Annotated in this window: 19 protein-coding genes; 12 read left to right on the top strand and 7 right to left on the bottom strand. The window is 35.6% G+C overall.

What is annotated here, in order from left to right; all coding sequences use genetic code 11:
• Positions 1 to 338: 338 nt before the first annotated feature.
• Together ACOCEA_RS00255 and rho are read right to left on the bottom strand one after the other, a co-directional pair.
• Positions 339 to 986 carry a hypothetical protein gene (locus ACOCEA_RS00255; RefSeq protein WP_420754191.1) on the bottom strand — a complete coding sequence of 216 codons (648 nt, stop codon included), beginning with the start codon at positions 984 to 986 and terminating at the stop codon, positions 339 to 341.
• 133 nt (positions 987 to 1,119) lie between these two features.
• Positions 1,120 to 2,709: a transcription termination factor Rho gene (rho, locus tag ACOCEA_RS00250; protein WP_420754190.1), complete on the bottom strand. Its 1,590-nt coding sequence runs from the start codon at positions 2,707 to 2,709 to the stop codon at positions 1,120 to 1,122.
• A gap of 195 nt (positions 2,710 to 2,904) precedes the next feature.
• Between rho and ACOCEA_RS00245 the strand changes: the two genes are divergently transcribed.
• The gene (locus ACOCEA_RS00245; protein ID WP_420754189.1) at positions 2,905 to 3,315 is read left to right on the top strand and encodes a DUF4293 domain-containing protein; all 411 of its coding nucleotides are present in this window, start codon (positions 2,905 to 2,907) and stop codon (positions 3,313 to 3,315) included.
• Between the two features lie 60 nt (positions 3,316 to 3,375).
• Here ACOCEA_RS00245 and ACOCEA_RS00240 read toward each other — a convergent pair whose 3' ends face one another.
• Positions 3,376 to 3,870: a metallophosphoesterase family protein gene (locus ACOCEA_RS00240; protein ID WP_420754188.1), complete on the bottom strand. Its 495-nt coding sequence runs from the start codon at positions 3,868 to 3,870 to the stop codon at positions 3,376 to 3,378.
• Positions 3,871 to 3,954: 84 nt separating this feature from the next.
• On the opposite strand from ACOCEA_RS00240, the gene truA reads away from it, so the two are divergent.
• Together truA and ACOCEA_RS00230 are read left to right on the top strand one after the other, a co-directional pair.
• Complete coding sequence (gene truA / locus ACOCEA_RS00235) at positions 3,955 to 4,704, top strand: tRNA pseudouridine(38-40) synthase TruA (RefSeq protein ID WP_420754187.1); 750 nt, start codon at positions 3,955 to 3,957, stop codon at positions 4,702 to 4,704.
• Positions 4,697 to 6,463: an ABC transporter ATP-binding protein gene (locus tag ACOCEA_RS00230; protein ID WP_420754186.1), complete on the top strand. Its 1,767-nt coding sequence runs from the start codon at positions 4,697 to 4,699 to the stop codon at positions 6,461 to 6,463. The genes truA and ACOCEA_RS00230 overlap by 8 nt, the downstream gene beginning before the upstream one ends.
• Positions 6,464 to 6,717: 254 nt before the next feature.
• On the opposite strand, the gene cdaA is transcribed toward ACOCEA_RS00230, so the two are convergent.
• Positions 6,718 to 7,503: a diadenylate cyclase CdaA gene (cdaA, locus tag ACOCEA_RS00225; protein WP_420754185.1), complete on the bottom strand. Its 786-nt coding sequence runs from the start codon at positions 7,501 to 7,503 to the stop codon at positions 6,718 to 6,720.
• 54 nt (positions 7,504 to 7,557) lie between these two features.
• Positions 7,558 to 8,382 (bottom strand): dihydropteroate synthase, encoded by an 825-nt coding sequence (gene folP / locus ACOCEA_RS00220; RefSeq protein ID WP_420754184.1) that lies wholly within the window; start codon positions 8,380 to 8,382, stop codon positions 7,558 to 7,560.
• 94 nt (positions 8,383 to 8,476) lie between these two features.
• Between folP and ACOCEA_RS00215 the strand changes: the two genes are divergently transcribed.
• From ACOCEA_RS00215 to ACOCEA_RS00195, 5 genes are all read left to right on the top strand, one after another.
• Positions 8,477 to 9,016, top strand: a complete 540-nt coding sequence (locus ACOCEA_RS00215) for a DUF1599 domain-containing protein (protein ID WP_420754183.1) — start codon at positions 8,477 to 8,479, stop codon at positions 9,014 to 9,016.
• 15 nt (positions 9,017 to 9,031) lie between these two features.
• Entirely contained in the window at positions 9,032 to 10,129 is a 1,098-nt protein-coding gene (locus tag ACOCEA_RS00210; RefSeq protein WP_420754182.1) for a BT_3928 family protein, read from the top strand.
• A gap of 45 nt (positions 10,130 to 10,174) precedes the next feature.
• Positions 10,175 to 10,924 (top strand): triose-phosphate isomerase, encoded by a 750-nt coding sequence (tpiA, locus tag ACOCEA_RS00205; RefSeq protein WP_420754181.1) that lies wholly within the window; start codon positions 10,175 to 10,177, stop codon positions 10,922 to 10,924.
• Between the two features lie 73 nt (positions 10,925 to 10,997).
• On the top strand, positions 10,998 to 11,834 hold the full coding sequence (gene prmA / locus ACOCEA_RS00200) for a 50S ribosomal protein L11 methyltransferase (protein WP_420754180.1): 837 nt from the start codon (positions 10,998 to 11,000) through the stop codon (positions 11,832 to 11,834).
• Between the two features lie 20 nt (positions 11,835 to 11,854).
• Entirely contained in the window at positions 11,855 to 12,130 is a 276-nt protein-coding gene (locus tag ACOCEA_RS00195) for an ATP-dependent Clp protease adaptor ClpS (protein WP_420754179.1), read from the top strand.
• A 451-nt stretch (positions 12,131 to 12,581) separates the two neighbouring features.
• On the opposite strand, the gene ACOCEA_RS00190 is transcribed toward ACOCEA_RS00195, so the two are convergent.
• Complete coding sequence (locus ACOCEA_RS00190) at positions 12,582 to 12,803, bottom strand: hypothetical protein (RefSeq protein WP_420754178.1); 222 nt, start codon at positions 12,801 to 12,803, stop codon at positions 12,582 to 12,584.
• A gap of 208 nt (positions 12,804 to 13,011) precedes the next feature.
• A complete protein-coding gene (locus ACOCEA_RS00185; RefSeq protein ID WP_420754177.1) occupies positions 13,012 to 13,704 on the bottom strand; it encodes an NUDIX hydrolase in 693 nt (230 codons plus the stop codon).
• A gap of 188 nt (positions 13,705 to 13,892) precedes the next feature.
• Here ACOCEA_RS00185 and ACOCEA_RS00180 point away from each other — a divergent pair, with 188 nt between their 5' ends.
• Genes ACOCEA_RS00180 through araA form a run of 4 tightly spaced genes read left to right on the top strand, consistent with a single transcriptional unit; the run spans position 13,893 to position 19,417 of the window.
• The gene (locus tag ACOCEA_RS00180) at positions 13,893 to 15,449 is read left to right on the top strand and encodes an alpha-N-arabinofuranosidase (protein WP_420754176.1); all 1,557 of its coding nucleotides are present in this window, start codon (positions 13,893 to 13,895) and stop codon (positions 15,447 to 15,449) included.
• 57 nt (positions 15,450 to 15,506) lie between these two features.
• Positions 15,507 to 17,183: a ribulokinase gene (locus tag ACOCEA_RS00175; RefSeq protein WP_420754175.1), complete on the top strand. Its 1,677-nt coding sequence runs from the start codon at positions 15,507 to 15,509 to the stop codon at positions 17,181 to 17,183.
• A gap of 4 nt (positions 17,184 to 17,187) precedes the next feature.
• A complete protein-coding gene (locus ACOCEA_RS00170; RefSeq protein WP_420754174.1) occupies positions 17,188 to 17,889 on the top strand; it encodes an L-ribulose-5-phosphate 4-epimerase in 702 nt (233 codons plus the stop codon).
• Between the two features lie 28 nt (positions 17,890 to 17,917).
• Entirely contained in the window at positions 17,918 to 19,417 is a 1,500-nt protein-coding gene (araA, locus tag ACOCEA_RS00165) for an L-arabinose isomerase (protein ID WP_420754173.1), read from the top strand.
• Positions 19,418 to 19,429 lie beyond the last annotated feature (12 nt).

Below are 19,429 nucleotides of genomic sequence, written 5' to 3'. Positions count from 1 at the left end.
TGCAATAATTACCCAGCTCTTATATTTTGGGTTCAAAATCAATTGCCAATACACGAAATAGAAATAAGCAAAAAATATTACGATATAAATATTGTAAAGGATTTGATTAAATGAGGCGTATTTTATTTCATTGAAAAAAGAAAAAGAAGGGTATTCCTTAATTAAAGTTCCCAAGAGTTCATTAAAAAAGGTGTAAGCAATAAGCATGGGAAAATATTTTAATATGGTATCAAAATATTGACGGTACTTAAGTATACTTATAACCAGTGCCATAAAATAAACTGGTATAAAATAATTTTCACTTATAAATCTTAACAATTCTTGGGGCATAAATCTAATTAAAAATCAGTTTTTGGTGGTGGACCTGACCCTCCATGATTTAATGTTAAGCTACCACCGTCATAAAGACTTGGTGCGGATGAAAAATTAGGCATAAAAGAAGCCTCTGATTTTTGTTTATCCCCTTCACCGGCTTTTTGCTGTTCTTTAATCCAATCGCGAACCAATTTAGCTTTACCATTACTATCAATATAAACACCTCCATAGTCCCCATTAACATTAGCGGTAGGTAAAAGAAATACTGTATTCCTTCTTGCGTTTTTTTTGTTTTCTTTACCGTAATTTCCAAAATAAATACGAAGGCTATCCGCTTCTGTACCTCCTTTTCTTGCTTCTTGCTCTACATACCCAATATAATTTTTGAGTACATCAATGTCAAAAGAAACAAATTGGGTAGGTACAAATGGTTTTCTATCTTCTTGATACGCTGCTTCCATCTCAATAATATTGGATGCTCTTCTATTTTTATAATTTACAAAGAGTGAATCCGCCTCTTCAAGGGATATTATTTGTTTGGGAGTTTCAAAAACAACTTCGTCAATTCCTTTGGCCGATTCTTCTTGGTTTCCTTTTTTGGGTTTTTCTTGACAAGCCGAAAACAAAATAGTTAGTGTCAAAAATGACGAAAGTCTAATAGTGTTTTTCATACATTATGAATTAAAGGTTATAATTATTTGGGGAAACAAGGATAAAGATATGTTTTTATTTGAACGCTATCAATAGAAAGGCCCAACGAAACTTCGTTGGGCCTTAACTGTAACTATTATAATGTATAGCAGTTTACTGATTCATTGTCATCAAAAATTCTTCATTGTTTTTGGTCTGCTTAAAGCGCTGTTCAATAAATTCCATTGCTTCCACCGGATTCATGTCTGCCAAGTATTTACGCATAATCCACATACGTTGTAAAGTGCTTTCGTCTAATAAAAGATCATCGCGTCTTGTACTTGAAGAAGTAAGGTCAATGGCTGGGAATATTCTTCTATTGGCTATCTTACGATCTAATTGAAGCTCCATGTTACCAGTTCCCTTAAATTCTTCAAAAATAACCTCATCCATTTTAGAACCAGTCTCTGTAAGGGCGGTAGCTATTATAGATAGAGATCCACCTCCTTCTATGTTACGTGCGGCACCAAAGAATCTTTTTGGCTTGTGAAGTGCATTGGCGTCAACACCACCACTAAGTACTTTTCCAGATGCCGGTTGTACAGTATTATAGGCTCTTGCCAAACGTGTAATAGAATCCAATAGAATAACAACATCGTGACCGCACTCAACCAATCTTTTTGCTTTTTCCAAAACGATATTGGCAACACGCACATGTTCGGTGGCTTCTTTGTCGAAGGTAGAAGCAACAACTTCCCCTCTAACGTTTCTTTGCATATCTGTTACTTCCTCTGGACGTTCATCAATCAATAGTATAATCTGATAAACCTCTGGATGATTGGCCGCAATACCATTGGCAATGTCCTTTAATAACATTGTCTTACCGGTTTTGGGTTGGGAAACAATCATGCCTCTTTGCCCTTTTCCTATAGGTGAGAAAAGATCTATTATTCGGGTAGAGATAGTACTTTGTCTTTCCGCTAGGTTAAATTTTTCCTTAGGAAAAAGGGGCGTTAAGTGTTCAAAAGAAACCCTGTCCCTAACTATTTGTGGATCTATACCATTAATCTTGTTTACCTTGATTAGTGGAAAGTATTTTTCACCTTCTTTTGGAGGTCTTACATTTCCTAATACCGTATCTCCTGTTTTTAAACCAAATAATCGTATTTGTGATTGCGACACATAAATATCATCAGGTGAGGACAGATAGTTGTAATCAGATGAACGCAAGAAACCATAGCCATCTTGCATAATGTCCAACACACCTTCGCTGGCAATAATACTGTCAAATTCGTATTCTGGTTCCTTATATCTGTTTTTAAGGTCCTTGTCAAAATTACTTTTATCGTGACTAGGTCTTGTTTGGTTTTTATTTCTATTCTGGTTTTTGTTCTGAGGCGCGTTTTTTTGAAAATCTTTTTTAGTGTCAGAATCTACTGGCCTTGGTCTTGGTCTAGGTTTTCTTGCCTCTTTTGTCTCCGTTTTAGTAGCCTCCGTTTCAACTGCAGGTACTTCTTTGGTAATATCTTCCTGTTTGGTCTCAACTTTTTGCGCTACCCTAGGTTTTGGTTTGCGTGTTGGCTCCTTATTTTCAGGCGCAACCGCTACTGCTGCTGCAGCTTTAGGATTGGCAGCTTGGAGGTCTAAAATTTGGTAGACCAAATCTAATTTTTTCAGGGTTTTGTATTTTGGAACATTTAGTCCATTAGCAATTTCCTGAAGCTCAGGAAGCTTTTTTGATTTTAAATCGGAAATCTCAAACATTAATTATAGAATAAATTATACGTGTTTTGTATTGAAAGAAGTATGTAATGTCAATTTTGGATATGCTTCGGGAAAGATTTGCCCGTGGTAAGTATTAACAGTGTTAATAGGACAATATTACAAATTATTTTCAATATTTAACCTATAATTTTTAAAAAGACCTGTATTTTTGTTGTTCAAAAGTGGAAAAATAAGATGATTCAAAGAATACAAACAATATATTTAGTTGTTGTTGCCATAATTGCAGGTATACTTCCATTTTTTGTTAACCTATGGTATGATCAAAAGGGAATTGAAATTTATGCAGCCAATGAAGTTCTGGTTTCTATTGTGTTTTACGTAATAGGTGCCTTGGCACTTTGGACTATCTTTTTATATAAGAATAGAAAAAACCAGTTTGTTGTGAACAGGTTAAATATGATATTAAATCTTTTTTTACTAGGACTTTTCGTTTATCGATCTCTAAATTTATCCGGAGAAACTAACGTTTCTGAGAAGGGTATTGGGATGTTGATTCCTGTATTTTCTATCGTTTTTTTAGCACTTGCCAATAGGGCTATAAAAAAGGATGAAGATCTTGTAAAATCTGTTGATCGTTTGCGTTAAACCTAACATCTTAGTAGTATTAGTGCGTAAAACCCAGGGTAGTTCCTGGGTTTTTTACATTTATCGCTTTCCTAACTCTATTATTTCCAGGTCTTTTATTTCTTGACCTTCAATAACAAAACGTAACATGGTCCTTACCTGATGAAAACCATGTTTGCCGCAAGCACCTGGGTTCATATGCAAAATACCCATTTTTTTGTCCCACATTACTTTTAGGATATGGGAATGTCCTGCAATAAATAATTTTGGTGGATTTATTTTTATCCCTTCTCGGGTTCTTACATTGTATTTAGGTGGATATCCCCCAATATGGGTAATCCATACATCCACACCTTCACACATAAATCTATTATCCAAAGGAAATTCCTTTTGGATTATATGGTCATCTATATTACCATGAACACCTTTAATAGGTTTAAGTTTTGCTAAGGCATCGGTTACTTTTAAGGAACCAATATCGCCAGCATGCCATATTTCGTCTACTTGTTTGGCATATTTTAAAATGGCATCATCTATATGTGAATGGGTATCTGAAAGTAAAAGTATTCTGGTCATGCCGTAATTGTGAAATAGTAGTATTGCCTATACTTCTATAGTATCTTTTAATATCTTTGTGCTCCACAAAATTAACGTATCCCATTGAGATATTTCATTCGGTTTTCTTACTTCGGCAAATCTTATCATGGTTGGCAAAACCAGCCAAATGCAATTACGGTACAAGAAGTTTTGGAAGATGCTGTTTCAAAATTGCTTAGACAAAAAATAGATTTGGTTGGTGCGGGTAGAACTGATGCCGGTGTACATGCCAAGGAAATGTATGCACATTTTGATTTTGGGTCAATACTGGATAGTGTTGATTTTATTTATCGCCTAAATGCATTTCTACCCGAAGATATAGCCGTACAGGATGTCTCACCAACCCGTTTAGAGTCACATGCTCGGTTTGATGCTTTAGAGCGTACCTATGAATATTGGATAAGCACTGAAAAGAATCCATTTCTAATGGATGCTGCACATTATGTAAAATATCCATTGGATATTGAGGCGATGAATGAAGCTGCTTCCTTTCTAATTGGTAAAAAAGATTTTGAGTGTTTTTCTAAATCTAAAACAGATGTAAAAACTTATATCTGTGATGTGAAATATGCCCATTGGACCAATGATGGGGATAAATTAATATTCAAAATCACTGCAGACCGGTTTTTAAGAAATATGGTTCGAGCAGTTGTGGGAACCCTTTTAAATGTTGGATTTGGCAAAAGTTCACCAGACTATGTTAAGGAGGTCTTAAAAAGTAAGGATCGCTCCCAAGCTGGTGTTTCTGTACCTGCAAAAGGATTATATTTGATCTCTATTAGCTACCCCAAAACAATTTTTATAAATGAATAAAGATTCCGGTAAGGCATTTGATACCAGACTTTTTAAAAGATTAATGGCACACACGCAGCCATATAAAGTTACATTCTATGGTGTTGCCTTGGCTGCGATATTGTTATCTGCCTTTGCTGTACTCACCCCAATTATACTTAAGCAGATTGTTGATGATGCTATTAAGGGTAGTGATGCACAAAAATTATTGTATTTGACCATTGCTATGCTAGCGGTCCTTATAGGGCAGGTAATTAGCCAATTAGGATTTAATTATTATGCTAACTGGCTTGGGGAATCTGTTATACGCGATGTACGAATAAATCTTTTTGAAAAAATGCTGGGCTTTAGAATGAAGTATTTTGATAATTCTTCATTAGGGGTTTTGGTTACTAGGGCAGTAGCGGACATGCAGCGTATTGGAGAAATTTTTAGTCAAGGTTTTTTTGTAATCGTGGCGGATTTGTTAAAGATGCTGGTTGCTGCTGGAGTTATGGTTTATATAAATTGGAAATTGGCGTTGATCGTTTTCGCTGTATTGCCAATTATACTGTATGCTACCCGTTTATTCCAAAAGGCAATGAAAATTGCATTTACCGAGGTTCGGGCAGAGGTATCCAATCTTAATTCTTTTGTTCAAGAGCGTATCACTGGAATGAAAATTGTACAGCTTTTTACGCGTGAAAAAATAGAAAGCGAAAATTTTAGGGAGATTAACGAAAAGCACAAGAATGCTTGGTTAAAAACCGTGTGGTACAACTCCATATTCTTTCCTATTGCAGAAATTGTATCTTCAATAACTGTTGGTTTGGTTGTATGGTATGGGGGTTTGCAGAATGTAGCCAATATATCAAATGATGTGGCTGGGACTGTTTTTGCTTTTATTATGTTGATCGATTTGCTTTTTAGGCCTTTACGTCAAATAGCGGATAAGTTCAATACCTTACAAATGGGTATGGTGGCGGCCAATAGGGTTTTCAAGATTCTGGATACAGATAGTGCTATTGAAGATGTAGGTTCTATAGATAAGAAGAAGGTAAAGGGTAACATTGAATTTAAGGAAGTACGATTTGGGTATCTCGAAGATGAGGAAGTCTTACATGGAATTTCTTTTGATGTAGAAGCAGGGGAGACCGTTGCCATTGTAGGTGCAACTGGAGCAGGGAAATCGACCATTATTAATCTCTTAAATCGTTTTTACGAGATAAATTCAGGAACTATTTGTATTGATGGTGTGGATATTAAAGATTATAAATTAGCATGCTTACGATCACATATTGCCATTGTTTTGCAGGATGTTTTTCTTTTTGCTGATACCATATCCAATAATATCTCTCTTAAAAATCCAAATATAACAGTTGCCGAAATTGAGAAAGCTGCCAAGGCTATTGGTGTAGATGAATTTATAGCTAGTCTTCCTGGTAGTTATGGCTATAATGTAAAGGAAAGAGGCACAATGCTTTCTAGTGGACAACGGCAATTGATAGCCTTCTTGCGTGCCTATGTTAGCAATCCTAGCATATTGGTATTGGATGAGGCTACATCATCGGTAGATACCTATTCCGAAAAACTCATTCAAAAAGCAACTGAAAAAATAACGGAAGGTAGAACATCCATCATAATTGCCCATCGTTTGGCAACTATTAAAAAAGCCGATAAAATTATTGTTATGGATGCCGGTAAAATTGTTGAAATGGGCACTCACAAACAACTTTTAAAACGAGGTGGCTATTATAGTAATTTATATGAGGCACAGTTTATGGCCGAGAAAGTTGCTTAATTAATCTGAAGTAAAAACGCTGATTTCCACTAATATAATCATGATACCTGTAATCGATATCCTTTATAGGTTTGCTGAAGTAGTGGATAAATGTTTTTAGAAATCTTATGTCCAGATTATAATAGCGCGCTATAATATGGTAAGTTAGATTTATAAAGGTGAGTCCATTTCGAATCACGAATCACATTAGCCCCGAAATCAGGCCAAAAACTATACTATATACGGTAGGTTGTTACTGCTGTTTTTACACTCCATTAGACAAGGTCACGTTTTATCATAGCACTTAATTGTGGGAGCGAATCATAAAGCACAAACTCACCATTTTTTATATAGGAAATTAATCCAGTTTCTTCACTCACAACTATGCTAAGGGCATCCGTTTTTTCGGTAATACCTACAGCCGCCCTGTGGCGCAAACCAAAACGTAAAGGAATGTTCCGTTCGTTAGAAACAGGTAAGATTACACGTGTTGCCACAATAAAATTGTCCACAATAACAGCAGCGCCATCGTGCAGTGGGCTGTTCTTATAAAAGATACTTTCTATAATAGGTTGTGTAATTTCTATGTTCATTCGGTCTCCGGTATTTTTAATAAAATCCAAAGAGTTGCCCCTTTCAATTACCAATATGGCACCAGTCTTGGTACTTGCCATTTTTTCACATGCCTTAATAATGGCATCCACATCTATTTTGGTGCCATCACCTTCCTGTTGCAAGAATTTAAAATGTTTTATAAAGTTTCTTTTGTTAGCAAAATTGGTAGAGCCTATCATCAAAAGAAACTTTCGTATTTCTTGTTGAAACACAATAATCAAAGCAATTAAACCAACTTGCATAAAGGCCCCTACCATACTGCTTATCATTTCCATGCCAAGAAGTTCGGTAAGTTTCCAAAACGCCCAAACAATTACAATTCCTATAAAAATGTTGATTGCCACTGAGCCACGCACCAACTTATATACATAATAAAGAAGAACCGCCACTAAAATGATATCAAGGATATCTGTAATCTTAAAATCGATAAAATCTAAAAAATCCAAGTAGTGCGTTTTTGTAAAATTAACAAAATTTAATCAACAAAAATCGCATAAATTCTAGCTTATAAGTTGATTGTGAATTTTGATGCATTCCATTGCTTCTTTTACATCGTGTACGCGTAAGATATTGGCGCCTTTGTATAATCCGAGCATATGTAAGGCAGAGGTTCCATTTAAGGCGTATTCTGCTGTAGTATCTAAAAGTTTATAAATCATAGATTTTCTACTTATCCCCAATAATATTGGAAGTTCTATTGTTTTTAACTGTTCAATCTTACTAAACAACACATAATTTTGCTCTAAGTTTTTTGCAAACCCAAAACCAGGATCAATAATTATATCTCTAATGCCCTTACTTTGGGCTATTCCAACCTTTTCTGAAAAAAAATGCAATAGATTTTGGACGATGTCATCATATTCTGTTTTGGATAGCATAGTTTTTGGGGTGCCCCGCATATGCATAAGAATGTACGGGACATTAAGTCTAGCAATGGTATCCATCATTTTATCATCTAATTGTCCTGAACTTATGTCATTTATGATAGCGGCACCTTCTTGAACACAAGCTGATGCTACTTCACTTCTAAAAGTATCTATGGAGAGTATGGTTTCGGGAAATTTATTTATAATTAATTTTACAATCGGAAGAATTCGCAGAAGTTCCATGTTTTCCGTTACTTCAGATGCGCCAGGTCTAGAACTGTAGGCACCAACATCAATAAATGTAGCACCATCAACTAGGCATTTTTCAACGTGGTCTAAAATATTTTTTTCATTTGAATATTTACCACCATCAAAAAATGAGTCTGGAGTAACATTTAAAATGGCCATTATTTTAGGTTTGCTCAAATCTATAAGTTGACCTTTACAGTTTATAGTCATTGTGGGCTTATGTGTAGGATTATCCAAGTTTAAACCATCTATTTTGATGGTTACAAAATTTTAAGCGAAATTTACACAAATTAGAAAGAAGTACATGCAAGAGACATCGAAGCAGTATGATGCTGTCATAAAAATTTGTCAGGATCTGTTCGAAAAAAAGATGCAAGATTACGGCTGTGCTTGGCGCATTTTAAGATTGCCATCCCTTACAGACCAAATATTCATAAAGGCCCAACGAATAAGGGGATTGCAAGAAAATGATGTTAGAAAGGTTGATGAGGATGAAATTCCGGAATTTATTGGCATTATAAATTACGCGATAATGGCTTTGATACAATTGGAGTTGGGCATAGCTGACCAGCCAGATTTACAACCAGAAAAGGCCAAGGAATTGTACGAAAAGCATATCGCCATTACTAAAAACTTGATGATGGATAAAAATCATGACTATGGTGAGGCCTGGAGAGACATGCGTGTTAGTTCTTTGACCGATTTGATTCTGCAAAAACTACTCCGTGTAAAACAAATTGAAGATAATAAAGGCAAAACTTTGGTTAGTGAAGGTATTGATGCCAATTATCAAGACATGATCAATTATGCCGTCTTTGCATTAATACATCTTAAATTAGGATAAAATCATAAATCAAATATGAGATACATTATAGGGATAGTTAGAATATTTGTTGGCATCCTCTTTATAATCAGTGGATTTATTAAGCTTAATGATCCAGTAGGGTTTTCTTTTAAATTAGAGGAATATTTTAGTCAAGGTGTGTTAGACTTACCTGTTCTAATACCATATGCATTGGCTATTTCCATTGTTGTGGTAATATTGGAGGTACTTTTAGGAGTAATGCTAATTATAGGCTTTAAGGTGAAATTAACACTTTGGAGCTTGTTGGGAATGATTATTTTTTTCACGTTCCTAACCTTTTATTCGGCATATTATAATAAAGTGACAGATTGTGGTTGTTTTGGTGATGCCGTCAAATTAACACCATGGGAGTCCTTTACTAAAGATGTAGTTCTATTAGTTCTTATTGTTTTGCTAGTCTATGGTAGAAAATACATCACCCCATTCTTCAGGTCATTTATGACCAAAGCGATTATGCTAATATCATTTTTTGCATGTGGACTATATACCTATCAAGTGTTAAATCATTTACCAGTCATAGATTTTAGACCTTATGAAATTGGTAAGAATATAGAAGAGGGAATGGGTATTCCAGAAAATGCCCCAAAGGCGATTTTTGAATATGCTTGGAAATTTAATGTAAATGGGCAGGAGCAAATAATAGTGACTAATGGGGACTATCCATCTGTTGATGGTGAGTTTGTAGGCGTGGAGACTGACGAGATACAAAAAGGATATGAACCACCAGTTCATGATTTTACGATAGAACAGAAAGGAGAGGATTTTGCAATGTCACTATTACAGGAACCAAAACTACTAATGGTTATTGCCTATGATCTTAGAAAATCTAATCTTGAAATTTTTTCTAAAATAGGGGAACTAGCTAACAATGGAAAAGAAAAAGGTTACAAGGTTATAGGAATGTCTGCATCTGGACCGGAGCAAACCGAAAGCTTAATCAAGGATTATGGTTTAAATTTTGAGTTTTATTTTACAGATGAAACTACCCTGAAAACTATTGTGAGGTCTAACCCTGGGGTATTGATCCTTGAAAAGGGGACCATAAAGGATAAAGTTCACTATAATGATATTGAAGATTTGAGATTGAACTAAATGTAATTAAGAAACTTATATAACTCGCGTAAAAACCAATAAATAATGAGAAGTAAAATAGTAGCAGGAAACTGGAAAATGAATAATAATTTGGAGCAAACAGAAGCATTGTTGAGCGAATTGTCCGCAAAACTACCTGATACGGATGCTGAGGTTATGGTGGCTCCAACATATGTTAATTTAGCTGGGGCTGTTGCAAGTTTGCAAGGTTCTAAAATTGAGGTTATTGCACAAAACATGCATTTTGCTGAAAACGGTGCCTATACTGGTGAAATTTCAGGAGACATGCTTTTGAATATAGGTGTAGACACATGTATCATAGGTCACTCAGAAAGAAGGGCTTATTTTGGGGAAACAGATGAAATTTTGGCTAAAAAAGTGGCATCCGCATTAGATCAAGGCATAAGGGTTATGTTTTGTTTTGGTGAAGAATTGGAAGATCGTAAATCGGATAATCACTTTAAAGTCGTAGAGCGTCAATTAAAAAATGCTTTATTTTCTTTAGATGCATCTGTATGGAGTAAGATTATATTGGCATATGAGCCTGTTTGGGCTATTGGTACAGGAGAAACTGCATCCCCAGAACAGGCACAGGAAATGCACGCATTTATTCGTAACACTATTGCAGAGGCCTATAATAGCTCTATTGCTGACAAAGTTTCAATTTTATATGGTGGTAGTGTTAAACCTGGCAATGCAAAAGAAATATTTTCAAAACCAGATGTAGACGGTGGACTTATTGGAGGTGCTTCTTTAGTAGCAGATGATTTTGTTGATATTATTAAGGCTATTTAAATTTCCAGTAGTTTAATCTATTTTAGATACGATAAAAGGGTATTTTTTAATACCCTTTTTTAATTTTAGAAATATGGGGAATATAATTTATGTTGAATATAGCTTTAAGGTGCAACCCTTACAGCCTGCGTCAGATATCTTAATTGCGGAATTAGGTGCTGTAGGTTTTGAAAGTTTTGTTGAAGAGGAAGATGGTGTCTTGGCCTATATTCAAAAAGAGGAATGGAACAATAAAATCTTGGAAGAAATTTCTATACTTAAAAACACAAAATTTAAAATAGATTATAAAAGTAAGGAAATAGAACAAGAAAATTGGAATGCTACTTGGGAAGCAAATTTCACGCCAATACTAGTAGATGATGTTTGTATGATAAGGGCACCATTTCACGAGAAAAAGGATGTGGAGTACGATATTATTATAGAGCCAAAGATGAGTTTTGGAACAGGGCATCATGAAACCACGCACATGATGCTCCAACATTTACTTGCCCTAGATGTGAAGGATAAAGTAGTTTTGGATATGGGAAGTGGTACTGGTGTTTTGGCAATTTTAGCAGCCATGAGGGGGGCATCAATAATAGATGCCATTGATATTGACAATTGGTGTTATCTAAATGCCCTTGAAAATATTGAACGTAATAAGGTGACACACATAAACGTATACGAGGGAGATGCATCATTGTTAAAAAATAAAATGTATGACCTGATTATAGCTAATATAAATCGTAATATTCTGCTGAATGACATACCTAAATATGTGAATTGTTTAGCCAATAATGGGGTATTGTTGTTAAGTGGTTTTTATAATGATGATTTGGGTTTACTAAACGAAGCATGCCAAAAAGCTGGACTTAAATTTGAAAAAAACCTTGAAAAAAATAATTGGGTTGCAGCAAAATATGTAATTTAGAGTATACTAATATGATTATGATGGGCACTAAAGAAAAGATTTCCGAAGAGCTCCTCTTAGAGGAAGAAACGGTAAAGCAGAATGAAATAGTCCTTTTTAATGATGATGTGAATACATTTGACCATGTCATTGAAACACTCATGGATATTTGTGATCACACCCCTGAACAAGCGGAACAATGTTCGCTTATTGTCCATTACAAGGGTAAATGCACGGTAAAGACTGGAGAATATAAAGATTTAGTGCCGCGTTGTTCTGGGTTGTTGAATGCTGGATTAAGCGCGGAAATAGTTTGATTTTAAAAATCTAAGTTAACATTAAAGTACTTTGGAAGTAACTGTCATGATTTACCTTACCCATTATATTTAGGTGGTAGCTAACTTTTTATCAAAGCACGTAGAGGTACATTATAATAAATGCCATTGCAAAACAAAAGAAGACAAAAAGGATAGGAAGTATTTCGCAAGAAAATTATATAGCCAATTAATTTTGGCTAAAATCTTTTCGGTAGGTTTTATGGTATTCTTCACTTTTAGTAAAATTTGGAATTCAAAGATCTATTTTTATTCCAACTAAAAGTAAATTAATGGTTCAATTGAAAGTTTTTGTGGTTGTTATACAGTTGTTTAAGGTGATTATCGATTAAAGTTTTGTTTAGTAGGACAAAAAATCCCCTTATTCAATAAGGGGATTATCTTTTAAAATAAATACGTTAAGACTTAGATTAACTTAAAGAAATTAAATTTGTTATACCAAAGGTACCCCATTTAAGCGTTTTTCAATTTTCTTCTTTTTTTCGGTAAGACGCTTCATAACGTCCATTAATTCCGGATCTTTTGTCTCTTTATAAACCTCATTAATACTTAATATAAGTGCTTTTGCTTCTCTGGAAGCCTCCACTCTATCACTAGTGGACATATTGCTCATCTTTCTGTTTTCAAATTCCTGAGCCTTTTCGAGTAACTCCATTGATGTTTTTTTTCAAAGTTAACATAAAATTCAAATTACGCAATTCTTTCTTAATTGTAAGTACTTATAGCTCTATCGTAATAACATATTTGTGATTAATTTAACTTATAGTATAGCGAACCAGTTGTGTTTTGAAAATTCCAAAGGTGTGATTTAGAAGATTTATTAAACCAAGAAGTTACTTTGTGGGAGTAAAAAGGAAGTAAAGTTAAATTTTAAAATTAAAACCTTCCTCAACTTTTCTTTTGTATTTGTTTTCATCAAACTTGAATAAAAATGCACCTTTTTTGGAGGAAGTCATATCTTTTTCTTCTAGCTTAATCAAAATATCTAATGAATTAAATTTATTGATGAAGTTGCGCTTGTCCAGTTTCTTGTCCATTATTACTTCATACAATTTTTGAAGTTGGCGCATGGTGAATTTTTCTGGTAATAGTTCAAAGCCTATAGGTTTGCTTAAAGCCCTACGTCTAAGTCTCGCAATTGCTTTTTCTACCATTTTATCGTGGTCAAAAATAAGCTTAGGAGTGTTTTTTAAGTTAAACCATTGACAGGAGTCTGGTTTTATAATTTCTTGATCGTGATTTGCAATATCAATTAATGCATAATATGCAGTGGATAAGGTTCTTTCTGCAGGATCTCTATCTACCTTACTAAAGGTATATAATTGCTCCATATAAATATTATGTAACCCTGTTAAGTGATGCAAAATTCTAATAGCAGCTTCATCAAGGTTTTCTTCCTTTTTGAGGAAACCACCTATAAGTGACCATTTTCCTTTTTCGGGTTCAAAATCTCTTTTAATCAGCAAAATTTTTAAGTCTTCCTTATCAAAACCAAATATGATACAATCTACAGCAAGTAATACTTTGTCTTCATTGGTGTAAGTGCTTAATGTCATTCTTTATCAAAATAAATAAGGATAACAATCTACACATATTATGGTAAATTTTATACTTTGAATGGAATAATTCTTTTTAAGTGTCGAATAAACACTTTTTTTATTTATACTTGCTTGTCAATTATTTCTTTGATGATTTAATGTTACTTTACCAAACATATTTTCACCAACTATAAACACATTTTATTATGTACAAACGTATTTTTTTCAATTTTCTAATGCTAATTGTAGCAGTTAGCACACAAACAGGTCTTGGTCAGACTGTAACCAATGTCAATATTTCTGCATCAGAAGATGCACCTATTATTAGCAAGCATATTTATGGTCATTTTGCCGAACACTTAGGTAGATGCATCTATGAAGGATTTTACGTTGGGGAAAATAGTACTATCCCAAATTCTGAAGGTGTGAGACTGGATATTATAAATGCTTTGAAAGAATTACAAATCCCCAATCTTAGATGGCCTGGTGGTTGTTTTGCAGACACTTACCATTGGATGGATGGAATTGGTGATTTGAATAAAAGGCCCACTATCGTAAATACTTGGTGGGGTGGGATAACAGAAGATAATAGTTTTGGAACCCATAATTTCTTGAATTTATGCAAGGAGCTCGGTGCAGAACCATATTTATCAGGTAATGTTGGTAGCGGGGGTGTTCAGGAATTGGCAGATTGGGTACAGTACACTAATTTCAAAGGTAAAAGTCCCATGTCGGACTTACGACGTGAAAATGGTAAAGAAGAACCATGGGGAGTGAAATATTGGGGAATAGGTAACGAAGCTTGGGGTTGTGGCGGAAATATGCGTCCAGAGTACTATGTGGATATTTATAAAAAATATGTTACGTTTATGTCCGATGCCGATGTAGAAGGAGGTATCTACAAAATTGCTTCTGGTGCAAGTAATGATGATTATAATTGGACAGAGGTTTTAATGAAAAACATACCAAAGAATATGTTGCAGGGGGTTGCACTTCACCATTATTCTGTAATTGATTGGGATGCTAAAGGTTCTGATGTTGATTTTGATGAAGAAGCCTATTTTAAGTCTATGAAAGAATCTTGGCTAATGGAAGAACTTATTGTTAAACATACAGCCATAATGGATAAGTACGATGAAGATAAGAAGGTTGATTTGATAGTTGATGAATGGGGTGGATGGTATGAAGTATCAGAAGGTACAAATCCCGGATTTCTTTACCAGCAAAATACGATGCGAGATGCTATGATTGCTGGTATGAACCTTAATATTTTCAATAATCATGCTGACCGTGTCAAGATGGCCAATTTGGCGCAAGCTGTGAACGTATTACAGGCTGTGATTTTAACGGATAAGGAAAAAATGATACTTACGCCTACTTATCATGTCATGAACATGTATAAAGTGCATCAAGATGCCACCTTGATTCCAGTAGACTTTGAGTCTCCTAAATATACTTTCAAAGAAGAGTCATTACCGGCATTAACAGTATCTGCTTCTAAAGATGATAAACAAAAAGTGCATATTTCATTTACGAACATAGATGCCAACTATAATAATAAAGTATCCATAGATTTAAATAAACTTGGATTAAAAAAGATAAATGGCTCTATTTTAAACACAGGTAATTTGCAGGATCATAACACTTTCGAGGACCCAAACAAAATAGCGCCTAAAAATTTTAAGGATTTCGAATTTAAGAAGGGGATTTTAGAAGTGACTATACCACCTTTCTCGGTCATAGTTATTGAAGGGTCTAAGTAAACTAAAGGGTAAAGTATTTTTTATTCAGGATAAAAGAAATTAAAGCTATTTAAAGTTTTGAAAAATGAATATGTAATTGGTTTGGATTATGGTTCGGATTCTGTAAGAGCCGTCCTAGTAAATTCAGAAAGTGGGGGTGAGGTTGCTTCAGAAGTACATTGGTATAAAAGATGGATGGAAAAGAAATATTGTAATCCTTCCATAAATCAGTTTAGGCAGCATCCTTTAGACCATATTGAGGGTTTAGAGTTTACCATAAAAGCTGTTATGGAAAAGAGCAATGTACGGCCTGAAGATGTAAAAGGTATTTGCATAGATACAACAGGGTCTTCCCCTGTTCCTGTTGCCAAAGATGGAACCCCTTTAGCTTTGGTAGACGGATTTATGGAAAACCCGAACGCTATGATGGTATTATGGAAAGACCACACTGCCATAAAAGAGGCCGAACAAATAAATGAATTGGGAGCCACTTGGGGTGGGGAGAATTTTACCAAGTATGTTGGAGGTATCTATTCTTCAGAGTGGTTTTGGGCAAAAATAGCCCATGTAGTAAAGGAGGATGAAAAGGTAATGAACAATGCTTTCACATGGATGGAGCACTGCGACTTAATGACCTATCTACTTATAGAGGATAAGGACTTGAGAACTTTTAAACGAAGTAGATGTGCTGCTGGTCATAAAGCGATGTGGCACGAAAGCTGGGGTGGCTTGCCACCAAAGGAATTTTTAAAAAAATTACATCCCTACTTGGCAGATTTACGTGAAAACCTATACGAGGAGACATTTACCTCTAATGAAATTGCAGGTAAGCTAAGTAAAATTTGGGCAGATAAACTTGGTCTAACAACAGATACCGTTATTGCAGTAGGAACGTTTGATGCACATTCCGGTGCCGTAGGGGCCAAAATTGATGAGCATGCCTTAGTAAGGGTAATGGGTACCTCAACCTGTGATATAATGGTGGCTGCCAATAAAGAAATAGAAGGAAAGACCATAAAAGGAATCTGCGGACAAGTAGATGGTTCTGTAATTCCTGGATTGATAGGTTTAGAAGCCGGGCAATCGGCTTTTGGTGATTTGTTGGCATGGTTCAAAGATGTACTCTCATGGCCTATAGATAATCTGGTTCTTAAAAGTGATATTTTATCCGAACAACAAAAAATAGATTTAAGGAAAGAAATTGAAGACAATTTCATCAAAGAACTTTCTGAAGCTGCAGAGTCGATTCCCTTATCGGAAAGTATTCCAACAGCTTTGGATTGGATAAATGGTAGAAGAACGCCAGATGCGGATCAAAACTTAAAAAGTGCTATCTCAAGCCTTTCCTTGGGGACCAAGGCACCGCATATTTTCAAGGCACTGGTCAATGCCATTTGTTTTGGTTCCAAAAAAATAGCGGACCGTTTTCAAGAAGAGGGAGTGCAAATTAATTCCGTTATTGGAATCGGCGGCGTTGCCAGAAAATCGCCTTTTATCATGCAGACCTTAGCCAACGTTATGAATATGCCCATAAAAGTAGCCGCGTCAGATCAAGCGCCGGCATTGGGTGCGGCTATTTATGCTGCGGTGGCTTCAGGAATTTATTCCAATGTGGTAGAGGCTAGTCAGTATATGGGAAGTGAGTTTGAAGCAGAATATCATCCCCAACATGAAGCCGTTTCGGTTTACCAACAATTGATGGAATCCTATAGTGAACTAGGGGGTTTTATAGAAAATTCGATAAAAAATAAATAGAAGAATGAGTTCTAAATACAAAGCACTTAAACAGGAATGTTTTGAGGCAAACATTGAACTAAACAATTTAGGCCTGGTTATTTATACTTTTGGCAACGTTAGCGCTGTTGATAGGCTAAATGGTGTGTTTGCAATAAAGCCAAGTGGTGTTCCGTATGAGAAGCTTAAACCAGAGGATATCGTAATCTTGGACTATGATAATACAATTGTGGAAGGTACCATGAGACCCTCATCGGACACCAAAACACATGCATTTTTATATAAAAACTGGGCGCATATTGGTGGTATTGCACATACCCACGCTACATATTCTGTTGCTTGGGCCCAGGCGCAAAAAGATATTCCCGTTTTTGGAACTACCCATGCAGATCATTTGACCGCTGATATTCCTTGTGCAGCACCTATGAGGGACGACCTTATTGAAGGAAATTATGAGCACAATACCGGAATTCAGATTGTTGATTGTTTTAATGAGCGCGGCCTGTCTTCTGAAGAAGTAGAAATGGTCTTGCTAGGTAATCATGGTCCTTTCGCTTGGGGTAAAACAGCTGCTAAAGCGGTATATAATAGTAAAGTCCTGGAAACGGTAGCACAAATGGCTTATTTGACACTTCAAATTAATCCGGCAGCACCAAGGCTAAAAGAGGCGCTTATAAAAAAGCATTACGAACGTAAGCATGGTAAAAATGCGTATTACGGTCAATAATAAATAGAATAATTTAATCATTAAAAATATGGCAGATAAGGAAATATGGTTTGTAACTGGCAGCCAACATTTATATGGACCTGAAACTCTTAAACAGGTAGCGGATAATTCTCAGGAGATAGTTAGAGGGCTTAATGCCTCTAAGCATATACCAGTAAATATCGTATATAAACCTACGGTAAAGACACCCAACGAAATTACCGACGTTTGTCTCCAGGCGAGTTCCAATAAAAATTGTATTGGTATTATTACTTGGATGCATACTTTTTCTCCTGCAAAAATGTGGATCAAAGGATTAAGTGTTTTGAACAAGCCTTTATGCCATCTTCATACACAGTTCAACGCAGAAGTTCCATGGGAAACCATTGATATGGATTTTATGAATTTGAATCAATCGGCGCATGGCGATAGGGAATTTGGTCACATGATGACCAGAATGAGGAAAAATAGAAAGATTGTTGTAGGACATTGGCAGACCGACAGCGTGCAGCAAAAATTGGGAAACTGGTCGCGTGTTGCAATGGGATGGGACGAGTTCCAAAATCTTAAGGTTGCACGTATCGGTGATAACATGAGGGAAGTAGCCGTTACTTGCGGTGATAAGGTTGAAGCTCAATTGCGCTTTGGTTTTTCTGTGAACGGATATGATTCTTCCGATGTTGTTGCCCATATGGAAAAGTTAAGCCAGAAAGATATTGATGCCTTAGTGGCAGAATATGAAGATTCTTATGAATTAAGTGATAAACTTAAAGTAGGAGGGGAGAAGCGACAGTCTTTGTTAGATGCTGCCAAAATTGAATTGGGTCTTCGTGCATTTTTGGAGGAAGGAGATTTCAAGGCTTTTACAGATACCTTTGAAAATCTTGGTGAACTTAAACAGTTGCCCGGTATTGCTAGCCAAAGATTAATGGCAGATGGTTATGGATTTGGTGGTGAGGGAGATTGGAAAACATCGGCTCTATTAAGAGCGTTAAAAGTTATGGCTACCGGTCTAGAAGGTGGAACATCTTTTATGGAAGATTATACCTATCATTTTACACCGGAAAGATCTTATGTAATGGGATCCCATATGCTTGAAATCTGTCCGTCCATTGCCGATGGTAAACCATCTTGTGAGGTACATCCTTTGGGAATTGGAGGTAAGGAAGATCCAGTTCGTTTGGTTTTTAACTCACCCGCGGGTCCCGCTCTTAATGTTTCGTTGGTAGATTTAGGAAATCGGTTTCGATTAATTGTAAATGAGGTTGATGCTGTAAAACCTATGGGGGAATTACCTAAATTACCTGTAGCTAGGGTACTATGGGATGCAAAACCTAATTTAGAGGTAGCGGCTACAGCGTGGATATTGGCTGGTGGTGCTCATCATACTGTATATACGCAAGCATTGACGACTGAATTTATTGAAGATTTTGCAGAAATGGCCGGTATTGAACTTGTCGTAATTGATAAAAACACTAATATTAGAAGTTTCAAGGACCAACTCAACGCCAATGAAGCGTACTTTCATCTGTTTAAAAATAATTTGTAACACACTATAATT

This window comes from Maribacter luteocoastalis, assembly GCF_048890225.1.
Taxonomy (GTDB): Bacteria; Bacteroidota; Bacteroidia; order Flavobacteriales; family Flavobacteriaceae; genus Maribacter; species Maribacter luteocoastalis.
The sequence above is the reverse complement of the archived record's forward strand: the minus strand, read 5'-3'. Positions and strand labels throughout refer to the sequence as shown.